Source organism: Sinimarinibacterium thermocellulolyticum (assembly GCF_040327995.1).
In the GTDB taxonomy this organism is placed as follows: domain Bacteria; phylum Pseudomonadota; class Gammaproteobacteria; order Nevskiales; family Nevskiaceae; genus Solimonas; species Solimonas thermocellulolyticum.
This window is the reverse complement of record NZ_JBEPIJ010000002.1, coordinates 243,642-258,033: the sequence shown is the minus strand read 5'-3', so window position 1 is coordinate 258,033 and position 14,392 is coordinate 243,642. Positions and strand designations below refer to the sequence as shown.

Below are 14,392 nucleotides of genomic sequence, written 5' to 3'. Positions count from 1 at the left end.
GGTGAGACATCACCATGGCGTGGCGCTGGTCGCGCGTCTCACGACTCCGATTTCACTTTGCGCGTCAACGCACATGCCCGTCGCCGAGCACGACCCACTTGAGCGTGGTCAGGCCTTCGAGGCCGACCGGCCCGCGGGCGTGGAACTTGTCGGTGCTGATGCCGATCTCGGCTCCCAGGCCATACTCGTAACCGTCGGCGAAGCGCGTCGAGGCATTGACCATCACCGAGCTGGAATCGACCTCGCGCAAGAAGCGCCGGATCTTGCCGTAGTTCTCGGTGACGATCGCGTCGGTGTGATGCGAGCCGTAGGTTTCGATGTGCTCGATCGCGGCGTCGATGCCGTCGACCACGCGCACCGCGAGCACCGGCGCCAGATACTCGGTACGCCAGTCCTCCTCGGTCGCCGGAATCGCCTCGGGGATCAGCCTGCGCGTTTGCGCGCAGCCGCGGATTTCGACGCCGGCCTCGCCGTAGATCCGGCCCAGTTCCGGCAGCACGCGCTCGGCGATCGCGCGATCGACCAGCAAGGTCTCCATGGTATTGCAGGTACCGTAGCGCTGGGTCTTGGCATTGACCGCGATCGCCACCGCCTTTTCGAGATCGGCATCGGCGTCGATGTAGACATGGCAGACGCCGTCCAGATGCTTGATCACCGGCACGCGCGCCGCCTCGGCGACCGCCGCGACCAGTCCCTTGCCGCCGCGCGGAATGACCACGTCGACGTACTCGGGCATCGCCACCATCTCGGTGACGGTGCGGCGGTCGGTGATGTCGAGCACCTGCACGCCGTCGCGCGGCAGACCGGCGTCGGTGAGCGCGCGCTCGATGCAGCGCGCGATCGCCAGGTTCGAGCGCAGCGCCTCGGAGCCGCCGCGCAGGATCGCGGCGTTGCCGGATTTCAGGCACAGCGCCGCCGCGTCGGCGGTCACGTTCGGACGCGACTCGTAGATGATGCCGACCACGCCCAGCGGCACGCGCATGCGTCCGACCTGGATGCCGGACGGACGCTGCTTGAGTTCGCACAACTCGCCAACCGGGTCCGGTAGGTTGGCGATCTCGCGCACGCCCTCGGCCATCGCGCGGATGCGGTCGCCGTTGAGTTCGAGGCGATCGAGCATCGCATCGTCGAGCTTGGCGGCACGACCGTCGCGCAGGTCTGCCGCGTTCGCCGCCTGGATCTCGGCAGCCTCGTCGATGAGAATCTTGGAGAGCGCGAACAGCGCGGCGTTTTTGGTGCCGGTCTCGGCGCGTGCCAGAACCCGCGCCGCCGCGCGCGCCTTCTCACCGCGCTCGCGCATGTAGGCCGTGATGCTGTCGGTCTTGGCTTTGGGCGTCTTCGGCGCCGAGGGAGGACTCATCTGCTCGCTTGCGATGCCGCCCCGCTGGCGGCGAGGATCAATGTTATCAACTCTTCCCAGGCGGCTGCTTCCTGGCCGGTCTTGACCAGGCGGTCGATGTGCGCTGCGCGGCGCAGCCAAGCCAGCGCCTGTGCCGGCCGCGTGCGCGCCAGAGCGCGGACATAACGTGCTTGCTGGAAACGGCGGATGCCGGCGCTGTCGCAGGCGGCGTTGGCATCGCGGGTGCGTGCAAAAACCAGCGTCGCGCGGATGAGCTGACGCAGACTCCACATCAGCGCGCCGAGGATTTCCAGCGGCGCGGCGCCTTCGTCGCGCAGCCGTGCGAGGCTGCGCAGCGCGCCGGCCGCGTCGCCATCGAGCACGCGATCGTTCAGATCGAAGGCCTCGAAGCGTGCGCTGTCGGCCACCGCCTGCGCCAACTCGTCGATGCCGACGTGGCGATTGGGGTACAGCAGTGCCAGCTTGGCTACGTCCTGCGCCGCGGCGAGCAGGTTGCCCTCGGTGCGCTCGGCGAGTAGGCGCACGGCCTCGGCGTCGGCACGCACGCCGGCGTCGCGCAGCCGCGCGTCGAGCCAGTCGCCGAAGTCGCGCCCTTTGACGGCCCAGACGTAGAGACTCGCCCCGGCGGCGTCCAGCGCCTTGTACCAAGCGGCTTCACGCGTGCGTGCGTCGAGCGCGCCGCAGACGACGAGCAGCAGCACGTCCGGCGCAGGCGGCTGCACGAGCTGCTGTAGCATCTCGCGGCCGGCGTCATCCGGGCCGGTGCTCATGCGCACCTCGACGATGCGGCGGCTCGCGAACAGCGACAGGCTGGCGCAGCTTTCCGCGACGCGTTGCCAGTCGAAACCGCGTTCCACTTCGAACACTTGGCGTTCGCCATAGCCCTCGGCGCGGGCCTTGGCGCGGATCGCATCCAGGGCTTCCTGGATCAGCAGCGGCTCCTCGCCGGCGACCAGGTACACCGGCGCCAGCATCGACTTTAAGTGTGCCGGCAGTTGCGACGGTTTGAGCTGCACGGAGGCAATCGGAACGGGCGTGCGGGCGATTCTAGTGGCGCGTCGCGTTGGCGGGCTGGGTGCGGGCCTGCAGCATCAGCGCGCGCACCTCGTCGCCGGAGAACGCATAGGCACGTCCGCAGAACTCGCAGGTGACGTCGACACGGCCGTGTTCCTGCAAATGGTCTTCGAGCTCGGCTTCACCGAGCGACAGCAGCATCGCGCTGATACTGTCGCGACTGCAGCGGCAGCTCAGCGTCACCGGCTGCGGATCGAACAGGCGCAGCGTCTCGGCGTGGAACAGGCGTCTGAGGATCGTCGCCGCCTCGGTCCGCGCCAGCTCGGTCTCGCCGAGGGTGGCGAACAGCGCGCACAGATGCGCCCAGTTGTGCTCGCTGCTGTTCTTCTCTCCCAGCGGCAGACGTTGCAGGACGATGCCGCGGATGCGCCCGCCGTCGGCCGCCAGGCGTATGCACGATGGAATCTGCTCGGAACTCGCGTAGTAGTGCTCGAGCGCGGCGGCGAGGCTGCCGCCTTCGATCGCGACCATGGCCTGGTAGTTGCGATCGCCGCGTTCGGGTTCGAGCAAAAGGCCGAGCAGACCGCCCTGCATCAGGGTCTCGAAATCGCCGCGGGCATCCTCGGTGCATTTGGCCATGCCGCGGACCTTCAGATCGGATTCGATCTGCGCGACCAGCATCTTGAGTGCACCCTTGCCCTGGAACTGCAGACTCATGCGACCGCGGAACTTGGTGTTCGCGGCGAGCAGCGGCATCGCCGCGACGGCCTGCCCGACGAGGCGGCGCACGTCGGCCGGATACGGGCGCGAACCGAGCATGGCCTCGATGCCCTCGTCGAACTCGACGATGGCGCCGCGCGCCCCCAGATTGGGGAACAGAAACTCGGTGAGCTGATTCATGCGCGTGGCCTCGGTATCGTGGAAAGGGCACGCGGCCGTGGCGGGCGCGCGCCGCCCGGCCTACGGCGCGAGCTGGTCCTTGAGCAGCCGGTTGACCAGATCCGGATTGGCCTTGCCCTGCGTAGCCTTCATGACCTGGCCGACGAAGAAGCCGAACAGCTTGTCCTTGCCGGCGCGGTAGTCGGCGAGCTGTTGCGGGTGCTTCGCCATGACCTCAGCGATCGCCCGCAGGATCGCGCCCTCGTCGGTGATCTGTACCAGCCCCTTGGCCCGAATGATGTCGTCGGCGCTGCCCTCACCGGCGAGCATGGCCTCGAACACCTCCTTGGCGAGCTTGCCGGAGAGGGTCTTGTCGCCGATGCGCACGATCAGGCCGGCCAAGGCCGTCGCGCCCACCGGCGAGTCGGCGATGTCCTTGCCGAGCTTGTTGAGTGCGCCGAGCAGCTCGACGCTGACCCAGTTCGCGCACAGCTTGGGGTCCGCCGCCGAAGCCGCGACGACGGTCTCGTAGTAGTCGGCGAGCGCGGCCTCGCCGGTGAGCACGGTCGCATCGTACTTCGACAGGCCGTACTGGTTCATGAAACGCTGCCGCTTGGCCTCGGGCAATTCCGGCATGGTTGCGCGGATGCGCGCGATCTCCTCGGCGCCGACGACCACCGGCAGCAGGTCCGGATCGGGGAAGTAGCGATAATCCATCGCCTCTTCCTTGCTGCGCATCGCCCGCGTCTGGCCCGTGTCCGGATCGAACAGCCGGGTCTCCTGCACCACACGCCCACCGGATTCGAGGATCTCGATCTGACGCTCGATCTCATACTCGATCGCCTTCTCGACGAAGCGGAACGAGTTGACGTTCTTGGTCTCGGTGCGCGTGCCGAACTTCGTCTCGCCCTTGCGCCGTACCGAGACGTTCGCATCGCAGCGGAAGGACCCTTCCTGCATGTTGCCGTCGCAGATGCCGAGGTAGACGACGAGCTGATGCAGCTTCTTCAGATACGCCACGGCTTCGGCGGCCGAGCGGATGTCCGGCTCGGAGACGATCTCGATCAGCGGTGTGCCGGCGCGGTTGAGGTCGATGCCGCTCGTGCCGACGAAACCCTCGTGCAGCGATTTGCCGGCGTCCTCCTCCAGATGCGCGCGGGTGATGCCGATGCGCTTGACCGTGGGCTCGGCGTCCTTGCCGTTCGACAGCTCGATGTCCAGATGGCCGTCGTAGACGATGGGCTGCTCGTACTGCGAGATCTGATAGCCCTTGGGCAGATCCGGGTAGAAATAGTGCTTGCGCGCGAACACGCAACGCTCGGCGATCTTGGCGTCGATCGCCAGACCGAACTTCACCGCCATTTCCAGCGCCGCGGCGTTGAGCACCGGCAGCACCCCGGGCAGGCCGAGCGTGACCGCGTCGGCCTGAGCGTTCGGCGCCGCGCCGTAGGCCGTCGCCGCGCCCGAGAAGATCTTGGACTTGGTCAGCAGCTGGCAGTGGACTTCAAGTCCGATGACGGCTTCCCATTGGTTCATTTCGCTTCGCTCATTCGTGAGACGTGAGACGTGAGACGTGAAACGTGAGGCGTGAGACGTGAGACGTGGAAGATGCGCCATTGCGTCTGACGTCCGACTGCTCACGTCTCACGCAAATGCCGCAGGCATTTGCCGGTGCCAGTCCGTCGCCTGCTGGTAGCGATGCGCGACATTGAGCAGCCGCGCCTCGTCGAAGTAGTTCCCCATCAGTTGCATGCCGACCGGCAAACCGTCGACGAAGCCACAGGACAGCGACATCGCCGGGATGCCGGCGAGGTTGGCGGCAATGGTGTAAATGTCGTTGAGATACATCGACACCGGGTCGTCGGTCTTGGCGCCGAGCTTGAAGGCGACATCGGTCGCAGTCGGCCCGAGCACGAGGTCCACCGCCGCGAAGGCGCGGCGGAAGTCCTCGTAGATCAAACGGCGGACTTTCTGCGCCTTGAGGTAATAGGCGTCGTAATACCCGTGACTGAGCACGTAGGTGCCGATCATGATGCGCCGCTGCACTTCGGCACCGAAGCCTTCGCCGCGTGATTTTTTATATAATTCTTCAATATTTTTTACGCCTTCGGCACGATGCCCGTAGCGCACGCCGTCGTAGCGGGCGAGATTGGAACTGGCTTCGGCGGGGGCGACGACATAGTAGGTCGGCACCGACAGCGGCGAGTTCGGCAGCGAAATCTCCGAGATCACCGCGCCCATGCCTTCGAGGACCTTGACGGCCTCCATCACCCGCGCGCGCACGCCCTCGGCGAGGCCGTCGGCGAAGTACTCCTTGGGCAGGCCGATGCGCAGACCCTTGATCGGGCGCTCGAGCGCGCCGACCAGATCCTCGACCGGGCGATCGACACTGGTCGAATCCAAGGGGTCGAAACCGCACATCGCCTGCAGCACGTAGGCCGCATCCTCGGCCGAGCGGGCGACGACGCCGGCCTGATCCAGGCTCGACGCGAACGCGATCATGCCGTAGCGCGAGACGCGGCCGTAGGTCGGCTTGATGCCGGTGAGGTTGGTCAGCGCCGCCGGTTGGCGGATCGAACCGCCGGTGTCCGTGGCCGTGGCCGCCGGGGCCAGGCCCGCGGCGACCGCGGCGACCGAACCACCGCTCGATCCGCCGGGCACGCGCGTGGTGTCCCAAGGATTCTTCACCGGACCGTACCACGAGGTCTCGTTGGACGAACCCATCGCGAACTCGTCCATGTTGCACTTGCCGAGCATCACCATGCCGGCCTCGTGATGCAGCCTTTTGACGATCGTCGCATCGTAGGGCGCGACGAAGCTGTCGAGCATGCGCGAGCCGCAGCTGGTCTTCACACCCTGTGTGCAGAAGATGTCCTTCTGTGCCAGCGGGATGCCGGTGAGCACGCCGCCTTCGCCGCGCGCCAGACGCGCGTCGGCGGCGTCGGCCTGCGCCAAGGCCTGCTCCGCGGTGACGCTGATGAAGCTATTGAGCTGCGGATCGAAGGTCTGGATGCGCTTGAGGTAGTGCTGCGTGAGCTCGCGCGAGGAGAACTTCTTCTCGCGCAGGCCGGCCGCCAGCGCCCGGATCGAAAGCGTGTGCATGTTCACTCGATGACCTTGGGGACCAGATACAGACCGTTCTCGACGCTGGGCGCGATCGCCTGAAACGCCGCGCGGCGATCGGGCTCGGTGACCACGTCGGGGCGCAGGCGCTGGTGCAGATCGAGCGGATGCGCCATCGGCGTGACCGCATCGGTCTGCGCCTTGGCGAGCTGGTCGACCATATCGAGGATGCTCGACAACTGGCGGGCGTAGTGCTCGGCCTGTTCGGGCTGCATCGCCAGGCGCGCGAGATGCGCGACCTGGCGAACCTGTTCGATGCTCAGACTCATGGCGGCAGGAAGGCTCAGGCGTACGGCAGGCCGGTCGGTCGGCGAAGAGGGCTACGGCGGCGATCCCGGCCGTCGTGCCGTTCACCGATGGCGCTGTTCCGTGCGAAAAATCGTTTAAGATGTGCGGATGCACAATTCTAGCAGGCCGCTGGAAGTCGGGCCGCCGGAGCTGTGCCGCCCGCCCCTTGCGAGCCCCTGCCCATCACCAGGCCCCGATTCCGAGGGTCCACCCTTCCCGTAACCGACGATCACCCAGTAGGCCAATCCGCGATGTTCGACGCCGTCCGCCGTCTGTTTGTCAACGACCTGTCCATCGATCTGGGCACCGCCAACACTCTGGTTTACGTGCGCGACGAGGGCATCGTGCTGAATGAGCCCTCGGTGGTCGCGATCCGCATGGACGCGCGCGGCGCCAAGAAAGTCGAGGCGGTGGGCATCGAGGCCAAGCAGATGCTCGGCCGCACGCCGACCAACATCACCACGGTGCGGCCGCTGCGCGACGGCGTGATCGCCGACTACACCGTCACCGAGAAGATGCTGCAACACTTCATCCGCAAGGTGCAGAAAGGGCGGATGATGCGGCCGATGACGCGCGTGGTCGTCTGCGTGCCCTACGGCTCGACGCAGGTCGAGCGCCGTGCGATCCGCGAATCGGTCGAGAACGCTGGCGCGCGCAAGGTCTGGGTCATCGAAGAACCGATCGCCGCGGCGCTGGGCGCCGGCATCCCGATCGGCGAGGCGCGCGGCTCGATGGTCGTCGACATCGGCGGCGGCACGTCCGAAGTCGCGGTGATCTCGCTCAACGGCATCGTCTACGCCGAGAGCGTGCGCATCGGCGGCGACAAGTTCGACGAGGCCATCGTCTCTTACGTGCGCCGCCAGTACAACATGCTGATCGGCGAGGCCACCGCCGAGCGCATCAAGATCCAGATCGGCACCGCGTTTCCCGGACACGAGGTGCAGGAGATCGACGTCGTCGGCCGTCACCTCGCCGCCGGCGTGCCGCGCAACTTCACGATGAACTCCAACGAGATCCTCGACGCCCTGCAGGAACCGCTGTCGGGCATCGTCAAGGCGGTCAAGCAGGCGCTCGAACGCACGCCGCCGGAACTGGGCTCGGACGTTGCCGAGCGCGGCATCGTGCTGACCGGTGGCGGCGCACTGCTGCGCGATCTCGACAAGCTGATCAGCGAGGAGACCGGCCTGCCGGTGATCATCGCCGACGATCCGCTGACCTGCGTCGCCCGCGGCGGCGGCATGGTGCTGGACATGCTGGATCGCCAGTCCGATTTCTACAGCCTCGACTGAGGCCCTGATGACCGCCGGCGTGCGCTTGCAGCCGGCACCGGAACCCGTACCCTAGCGGGCACTGTCCGTCCTGCGCAGCTTGCGAAGCGTTTGATCACTTGAACACGCTGCCCGAGTCCCATCGCCGCCCCCTGTTCCCGCGCGGGCCGGGTCTGGGACTCCGCGCCGCGCTGCTCGCGCTGATCTCGCTGGCACTGATCTTCAACGACACCCGCGGCGACGGTCTGCAAGGCGTGCGCCAGACGCTGTCGTTCATGCTCGCCCCGCTAGTCTGGGTGGCGGCACTGCCCGATCACCTGCGGTCGGCGGCGGAGAACCTCGACACTCGCGAGACGCTCGAGCGCGAGAACCGCGAGCTGCGCGAGAAGCAGTTGTGGCTCGAAGTGCGCCTACAGAAGCTGGCGGCGCTCGAAGCCGAGAACCGTCGCATCCGTGAACTATTGGCATCGGCGGCACGCATCGAGGACGAGGTGCTGATCGCCGAGATCGTCGCCATCAACCAGGATCCGTACCGCAGCCAGATCACGCTCAACAAGGGCTCCCGCGATGCGGTGTACCGCGGCCAGGCCGTGGTCGACGCCGGCGGCGTACTCGGCCAGATCGTCGACGTCGGTCATCGGCGCTCCCGCGCCTTGTTGATCACCGACCCCAATCACGGCATCCCGGTGGAGGTGAACCGCACCGGCATGCAGACCATCGCCATCGGCGCCGGCGAGCTCGGCCTGCGCCTGCCGTTTCTGGCCAGCAATGCCGACATCAAGGTCGGCGACCTGCTGGTGTCGTCGGCACTGGGCGGGCGTTTTCCGGCCGGCTATCCGGTGGGCACGGTCTACGAGGTCAAGCACGTCGCCGGCGAGCACTTCATGGAAGCCTATGCCTCACCGGCGGCGCGCTTGAACCAGGGACGACAGGCGCTGCTGGTCTGGAGCGACAGCTACCCGCTCGGCGACGGCGATACGCTCGATGCGCCACCGCCAACCGACGCTACCGGCGACGGCGACGAGGGTGCCTTGCCATGACGCCGACGCGCGATCTGCGGCTCGGTTTCGTCGCCAGCCTGCTGCTGGCGATCGTGTTCCAGCTCGTCGAGCTGCCGGATGTGCTCGCCGCCGCGCGCCCGCTGTGGGTGCCGCTGGTGCTGGCGTACTGGGCGCTGCGCGAGCCGCGCATCTCGACCCTGTTCCCGGCCTTCGTCGCCGGGCTGATGCTCGACGTGCTGTTCGGCTGCCCACTCGGCCAGCATGCCTTGGGGCTGGTGATCGTGGTCTACATCGTCGAACGCCTGCGCAGCATCTTCATCCTGTTTCCGCTGTGGCAGGCGACCTTCGCGCTGATTCCGGCCTGGGCGCTGTACAGCTTCCTGATGTTCTGGATCGACGGCGCGACCCGGCATCAGGCCGACGTCTGGCTGCGCTGGTTGCCGGTGCTGTCGACCACGCTGTTCTGGCCGCTGTTGTTCAGCGTGATGGAAGCCTTGCGCCAACCGCCGGAGGACGAGTGAGCGCATGATGCTTGGTCCACCGCGCCGGCGCGATGCGCTGAAGAACGTGCGCGACGAGCGCAAGGCCTTTCTCGCGCGCAGTGCCGTCGCCGTGCTGATGCTGGTGCTGGGCCTCGGCCTGCTGATCGCCCGACTCGTGAATCTGCAGATCTCGCAGCACGGCTACTTTTCCACGCGCGCCGACGAGAATCGCATGCGCGTCGTACCGGTTGCTCCGGTGCGTGGCCTGATCTACGACCGTAACGGCGTCGTGCTCGCACAGAACCAGCCGGCCTTCGTGCTGGAGATCACGCCCGAGCAGGTCCCGGACATGGCGCAGACGCTGCAGCGCCTCGCCGCGATCATCGACATCGGCGCCACCGACCTCGAACGCTTCCGCGACCGCGTCGCCAAGACGCCGCGCTACCGCGGCGTGCCGCTGCGCTCGAACCTGTCGATGGAGGAGGTCGCGCGCTACGAGATCCGCCGCCACGAGTTTCCGGGCGTCGAGGTCACCGCCGGGCTGTCGCGCAATTACCCGCTCGGCGCCAGCGCCGCGCACATCGTCGGATATGTGGGCGGCATCACCGAACAGGAGCTGCAACAGGTCGACGCAGCGGCGTATCGCGGCATCAACCAGATCGGCAAGATCGGGGTCGAGAAAAGCCGCGAGGAGCTGCTGCGCGGCGAACCCGGCGCCAAGATCATCGAGGCCAATGCCTTCGGCCGCCCGCTGCGCGAACTCGACTACCGCCGCGGCTATCCGGGCCGCAACTTGATCCTGTCGCTAGACGCGCGCGTGCAGCTCGTCGCCGAACGCGCCTTGGGACCGCTCACCGGCGCGGTGGTCGCCATCGACCCGACCAGCGGCGAGGTCATCGCCCTGGTCAGCAAACCCGGCTTCGATCCGCACTTCTTCGTCGAGGGTATCAGCCGCACGGACTACCAGGCCCTGCTGGACGACCCGCAGCGCCCGCTCTACAACCGTGCGCTGCAGGGCACTTATCCGCCCGGATCCACGGTCAAGCCGGCCATGGCCCTGGCCGGCCTCGAGTACGGCGTCACCGATCCGAGCCACCGCGAATTCTGCGGCGGCCAGATGTCGCTGCCCGGCTCGTCGCGCAAGTACCGTTGCTGGAAGCGCAGCGGCCACGGCTGGGTCGATATGGCGCTTGGCGTGATGCGTTCCTGCGACATCTACTTCTATCAGCTCGCGATGAATCTGGGCATCGACCGCATCCACGCGGCGATGACCGGCTTCGGTCTGGGCGCACCGACCGGCCTCGACGTTCCGCTCGAAAAGGGCGGGCTGTTCCCCTCGCGTGAGTGGAAACAGCGCGTGCGCCGCGAGAGTTGGTATCCCGGTGAAACCTTGAACGTGGGCATCGGTCAGGGCTATACGCTGACCACACCGGTCCAGCTCGCGCAGATGACCGCGCGCATCGCCATGCGCGGCGGCGGCTTCAAGCCACACGTGCTGCGCGCGATCGAGGACCCGATCACGCGCGAGCGCACGACGATCGAACCCGAGCCGCTGCCACGCATCGAACTCAAGGACAACCGCAACTGGGCCACCGTGATCGCCGCGATGGAAGACGTCACCCACTCACCCTCGGGCACCGCCCAGCGCATCGGCAAGGACGCGCCTTACCGCATCGCGGCCAAGACCGGCACCGCGCAGGTGGCTTCGCTGCGCCAGGACGAGACTCGTGCGCCGACGCTGGCGGAGACGCCCGTGCACCTGCGCGACCACGCGCTGTTCATCGCCTTTGCGCCGGTGGAGGCGCCGCGCATCGCCATCGCCGTGATCGCCGAGCACGCCGGCGGCGGCAGCGCGGTCGCGGCACCGATCGCGCGCATGGTGATGGACCAGTACCTGCTAGGCGAGGTGCTTTTCGATGGTGAGCCGACCATCGTGCCGCCGCCGCCGGAGCGACCCGCCACGCGCAGTGCCGCGCCATGATCGCGCAGATCTTGCACGGCGCGCGCCCGCGCAAGCCCGAACCGGGGCTGGGCGATTGGCTGGAAACCTGGCACATCGACCTGCCGCTGCTCTTGATGCTGCTGGCGGTCGCCGCAATCGGCCTGTTCGTGCAGTACTCCGCCTCCGGTCATTCGATGCCGGCGGTCTGGAGCCAGGTGCAACGACTGTTGCTGGGGCTGGTCGTGATGGTCGCCTTCGCCCAGGCGCCGCCCGATCTGTATCGCGGCTTCGCCCCGTGGATCTACTGCGTGACGGTGGTGCTGCTGGTGCTGGTGCTGGCGCTCGGCGACCACGCCAAGGGCGCGCAGCGCTGGCTCGATCTGGGCGTGATCCGCTTCCAGCCGTCGGAGCTGATGAAGCTGGCGATGCCGATGACGGTCGCCGCCTTCCTGCATCACCGGCGGCTGCCACCGAGCCTGCTGACGATTGGCATCGCCCTGCTTTTGATCGGCATCCCCTCGGGCCTGATCATGGACCAGCCGGACCTGGGGACCGCACTGCTGATCATCGCCGCCGGTGGCTTCGCCCTGTTCTTCGCCGGCCTGCAATGGCGCTGGATCTTCACGGCGCTGGCGGCGATCGGCGCGACGGCGCCGATCCTTTGGGAGCGTCTGCACGACTACCAGCGCCAGCGCATCCTCACGCTGCTCAATCCCGAGAGCGATCCGCTCGGCGCCGGCTATCACATCACCCAGTCGAAGATCGCGATTGGCTCCGGCGGCCTGTTCGGCAAGGGCTGGCTCAACGGCACCCAGGCCAAGCTCGACTTCCTGCCGGAGGCGCACACCGATTTCATCTTCGCGGTCTACGCCGAGGAGTTCGGCCTGCTCGGCGTGCTGCTGCTGCTGGCGCTGTATCTGGCGATCGTCGGCCGCAGCCTGTGGATCGCGCTGCGCGCGCAGGACACCTTCCAGCGCCTGCTCGGCGGCGCGTTTGCGATGACCTTCTTCGTCTACGTGTTCATCAACGTCGGCATGGTCGTCGGCCTGTTGCCGGTGGTGGGCGTACCGCTGCCGCTGCTGAGCTATGGCGGCACCTCGGCGGTGTCGCTGCTCGCCTGCTTCGGTATCCTCATGTCGATCCAGACCCACCGCAAACTGCTCGCGCAATGACGAAGTCCACGATCGCTCTGCTGCTACTCGCCTGCACTCTCCCTGCGCGCGCCGACTACGGCAACCACGCGCGCACGCCGGAGCTCCTGGCGCGGCTGTCGAGCCAGTTCGCGTTCGACACCAAACAGCTCGACTGGGTACGTCAGTCGCTGGCCGGAGCGCAGCGTCTACCGCAACTGGTCGAGCGCGAACAGAAGGCGCCGGAGAAGACCGAGACTTGGACGCAGTATGCGCGGCGCATCGACGACGACCGCATCCGCCACGGCGCCGAGCTGCTGCGCACGCAGCGAGCGTACCTGGCGCGCGCCGAGGCCGAGTACGGCGTGCCGCCGGCGGTGATCGCCGGCATTCTCGGCATCGAGACGCGCTACGGCCGCATCACCGGCTCGGTGCGCGTGCTCGACGCACTGGCGACGCAGGGCTTCGATCACCCGACGCGACATGCGTTCTTTCTCGCCGAGCTGGCCGAGTTCTTCGCCTTCTGCCGCGACTTTGGCTTCGAGCCGGCGCAGCCGCAGGGCTCCTATGCCGGCGCGATGGGCGCCGCGCAGTTCATGCCGAGCAACTACCGGCGCCTCGCCGTCGACTTCGACGGTGACGGGCGCCGCGACCTGTGGACCCTAGCCGATGCCATCGGCTCGATCGGCCGCTACCTGACGCAGTACGACCGAACGCGTGCCTGGCGCCGCGGCGAGCCGCTGGTGGTGCGCGCGCAGCTCGCCGACGCGCCACCCGACGGCGTGCCGGTCAACGGCCGCAACGTCACTCACACCGTGGCCGCACTAGAATCCCTCGGCGTCAAGGCCGCCACCACGCTGCCGCCGCAGACCCAGGTCGGCCTGATCGAACTGACGCTCGACGGCGGCGGGCGCGAATACTGGTTGGCGTTGCCGAACTTCTACTCGGTGATGTCGTACAACCCGCGCGTGTTCTACGGCATGGCGGTGGCCCAGCTCGCGCAGCGCATCGAACAGGCGTACGCCGCCGCGCGTGAGGAGACGTCCATTTGATGCGAGCCGGGCGACGCGCCACGATGCTGCTGCTTGCGGCCGCGCTAGCCGCTTGCGGCGCCCCCGGACCCAAGCGCCAGCCAAACAGCGACGACCCCAACGCCGGACGCTATGCGCTCGAACGCGATGCGGCGCCGGCGCCGCACGAGGTGCCCGACGGCATCGAGCACATTCCCGATGCCGTGCCGCGCTCGGAGCCGCGCTCGCGCAGCGGCAACGCGCCGACCTACAGCGTGTTCGGCAGAACCTACCGCGTGCTCGACGACGCGCGCGGCTTTCGCGAGCGCGGCATCGCCTCGTGGTACGGCAAGAAGTTCCACGGCAACCGCACGGCCAACGGCGAAGTCTATGACATGTACCAGATGACGGCGGCGCACAAGTCGCTGCCGCTGCCGAGCTACGCGCGCGTCACGCGACTCGACGACGGCCGCAGCGTGGTCGTGCGCATCAACGACCGCGGTCCGTTTCACCGCGGCCGCGTCATCGACCTGTCCTACGCCGCGGCCGCCAAGCTCGGCATGCTCGAAGCCGGCAGCGCCGAGGTCGAGGTCGTCGCCCTCGATCCGCTCGCCCCCCCCGCCGCACCGAACGAAAACTGGCTGCAGATCGCCGCCTATGCCGATCCGATCAACGCGGTGGCGATGAAGGAGGAACTGGCGCGTCACGGCCACCGCGACGCGCAGATCCTGATCGACGAGGGCCCTGGCGAGGCGGTGCACCGCGTCGTGCTCGGACCGTTCACGGATTCGGCCGCGGCCGAATCCGCGCACGCACGCTTGCGTCAGGCCGGATTCGCACCCATCTGGATGCGCCGGTGAACACAGTCGTTAAACTTCGGCTTGGCCGCGCGCGC

Annotated in this window: 13 protein-coding genes; 7 read left to right on the top strand and 6 right to left on the bottom strand. The window is 67.6% G+C overall.

The window, feature by feature from the left end:
* Positions 1-64: 64 nt before the first annotated feature.
* The 6 genes from ABSH63_RS03060 to gatC form a co-directional block, all read right to left on the bottom strand.
* A complete protein-coding gene (locus ABSH63_RS03060) occupies positions 65-1,360 on the bottom strand; it encodes a glutamate-5-semialdehyde dehydrogenase (RefSeq protein WP_352887327.1) in 1,296 nt (431 codons plus the stop codon).
* Entirely contained in the window at positions 1,357-2,376 is a 1,020-nt protein-coding gene (gene holA, locus ABSH63_RS03055; protein ID WP_352887325.1) for a DNA polymerase III subunit delta, read from the bottom strand. Before holA ends, ABSH63_RS03060 begins: the two co-directional genes overlap by 4 nt.
* Before the next feature lie 31 nt (positions 2,377-2,407).
* Entirely contained in the window at positions 2,408-3,274 is an 867-nt protein-coding gene (gene hslO, locus ABSH63_RS03050; RefSeq protein ID WP_352887323.1) for an Hsp33 family molecular chaperone HslO, read from the bottom strand.
* 60 nt (positions 3,275-3,334) lie between these two features.
* Positions 3,335-4,789: an Asp-tRNA(Asn)/Glu-tRNA(Gln) amidotransferase subunit GatB gene (gene gatB / locus ABSH63_RS03045; RefSeq protein ID WP_352887320.1), complete on the bottom strand. Its 1,455-nt coding sequence runs from the start codon at positions 4,787-4,789 to the stop codon at positions 3,335-3,337.
* A gap of 108 nt (positions 4,790-4,897) precedes the next feature.
* Positions 4,898-6,355, bottom strand: a complete 1,458-nt coding sequence (gatA, locus tag ABSH63_RS03040; protein ID WP_352887318.1) for an Asp-tRNA(Asn)/Glu-tRNA(Gln) amidotransferase subunit GatA — start codon at positions 6,353-6,355, stop codon at positions 4,898-4,900.
* Between the two features lie 2 nt (positions 6,356-6,357).
* Positions 6,358-6,645, bottom strand: coding sequence for an Asp-tRNA(Asn)/Glu-tRNA(Gln) amidotransferase subunit GatC (gene gatC / locus ABSH63_RS03035; RefSeq protein ID WP_352887315.1), 288 nt, complete (start codon positions 6,643-6,645; stop codon positions 6,358-6,360).
* A gap of 270 nt (positions 6,646-6,915) precedes the next feature.
* Between gatC and ABSH63_RS03030 the strand changes: the two genes are divergently transcribed.
* The 7 genes from ABSH63_RS03030 to ABSH63_RS03000 all read left to right on the top strand — a co-directional run bounded on the left by ABSH63_RS03030 (position 6,916) and on the right by ABSH63_RS03000 (position 14,357).
* On the top strand, positions 6,916-7,953 hold the full coding sequence (locus tag ABSH63_RS03030; RefSeq protein ID WP_091533063.1) for a rod shape-determining protein: 1,038 nt from the start codon (positions 6,916-6,918) through the stop codon (positions 7,951-7,953).
* Between the two features lie 98 nt (positions 7,954-8,051).
* Positions 8,052-8,972, top strand: coding sequence for a rod shape-determining protein MreC (mreC, locus tag ABSH63_RS03025; protein ID WP_352887313.1), 921 nt, complete (start codon positions 8,052-8,054; stop codon positions 8,970-8,972).
* Positions 8,969-9,454: a rod shape-determining protein MreD gene (mreD, locus tag ABSH63_RS03020; protein ID WP_352887311.1), complete on the top strand. Its 486-nt coding sequence runs from the start codon at positions 8,969-8,971 to the stop codon at positions 9,452-9,454. The genes mreC and mreD overlap by 4 nt, the downstream gene beginning before the upstream one ends.
* A gap of 4 nt (positions 9,455-9,458) precedes the next feature.
* A complete protein-coding gene (gene mrdA, locus ABSH63_RS03015) occupies positions 9,459-11,396 on the top strand; it encodes a penicillin-binding protein 2 (RefSeq protein ID WP_352887308.1) in 1,938 nt (645 codons plus the stop codon).
* Positions 11,393-12,529, top strand: coding sequence for a rod shape-determining protein RodA (rodA, locus tag ABSH63_RS03010; protein ID WP_352887306.1), 1,137 nt, complete (start codon positions 11,393-11,395; stop codon positions 12,527-12,529). Before mrdA ends, rodA begins: the two co-directional genes overlap by 4 nt.
* On the top strand, positions 12,526-13,539 hold the full coding sequence (locus ABSH63_RS03005; protein ID WP_352887304.1) for a lytic murein transglycosylase: 1,014 nt from the start codon (positions 12,526-12,528) through the stop codon (positions 13,537-13,539). Before rodA ends, ABSH63_RS03005 begins: the two co-directional genes overlap by 4 nt.
* A 23-nt stretch (positions 13,540-13,562) precedes the next feature.
* Positions 13,563-14,357: a septal ring lytic transglycosylase RlpA family protein gene (locus tag ABSH63_RS03000; RefSeq protein ID WP_352887302.1), complete on the top strand. Its 795-nt coding sequence runs from the start codon at positions 13,563-13,565 to the stop codon at positions 14,355-14,357.
* The last annotated feature ends 35 nt before the right edge of the window (positions 14,358-14,392 follow it).

Coding starts and splice junctions, on each gene's coding strand:
- mrdA (WP_352887308.1), top strand. CDS start 9,459: ATGATGCTTGGTCCACCGCGCCGGCGCGATGCGCTGAAGAACGTGCGC.
- ABSH63_RS03030 (WP_091533063.1), top strand. CDS start 6,916: ATGTTCGACGCCGTCCGCCGTCTGTTTGTCAACGACCTGTCCATCGAT.
- ABSH63_RS03005 (WP_352887304.1), top strand. CDS start 12,526: ATGACGAAGTCCACGATCGCTCTGCTGCTACTCGCCTGCACTCTCCCT.
- rodA (WP_352887306.1), top strand. CDS start 11,393: ATGATCGCGCAGATCTTGCACGGCGCGCGCCCGCGCAAGCCCGAACCG.
- gatB (WP_352887320.1), bottom strand. CDS start 4,789: ATGAACCAATGGGAAGCCGTCATCGGACTTGAAGTCCACTGCCAGCTG.
- gatC (WP_352887315.1), bottom strand. CDS start 6,645: ATGAGTCTGAGCATCGAACAGGTTCGCCAGGTCGCGCATCTCGCGCGC.
- hslO (WP_352887323.1), bottom strand. CDS start 3,274: ATGAATCAGCTCACCGAGTTTCTGTTCCCCAATCTGGGGGCGCGCGGC.
- gatA (WP_352887318.1), bottom strand. CDS start 6,355: ATGCACACGCTTTCGATCCGGGCGCTGGCGGCCGGCCTGCGCGAGAAG.
- ABSH63_RS03060 (WP_352887327.1), bottom strand. CDS start 1,360: ATGAGTCCTCCCTCGGCGCCGAAGACGCCCAAAGCCAAGACCGACAGC.
- mreD (WP_352887311.1), top strand. CDS start 8,969: ATGACGCCGACGCGCGATCTGCGGCTCGGTTTCGTCGCCAGCCTGCTG.
- ABSH63_RS03000 (WP_352887302.1), top strand. CDS start 13,563: ATGCTGCTGCTTGCGGCCGCGCTAGCCGCTTGCGGCGCCCCCGGACCC.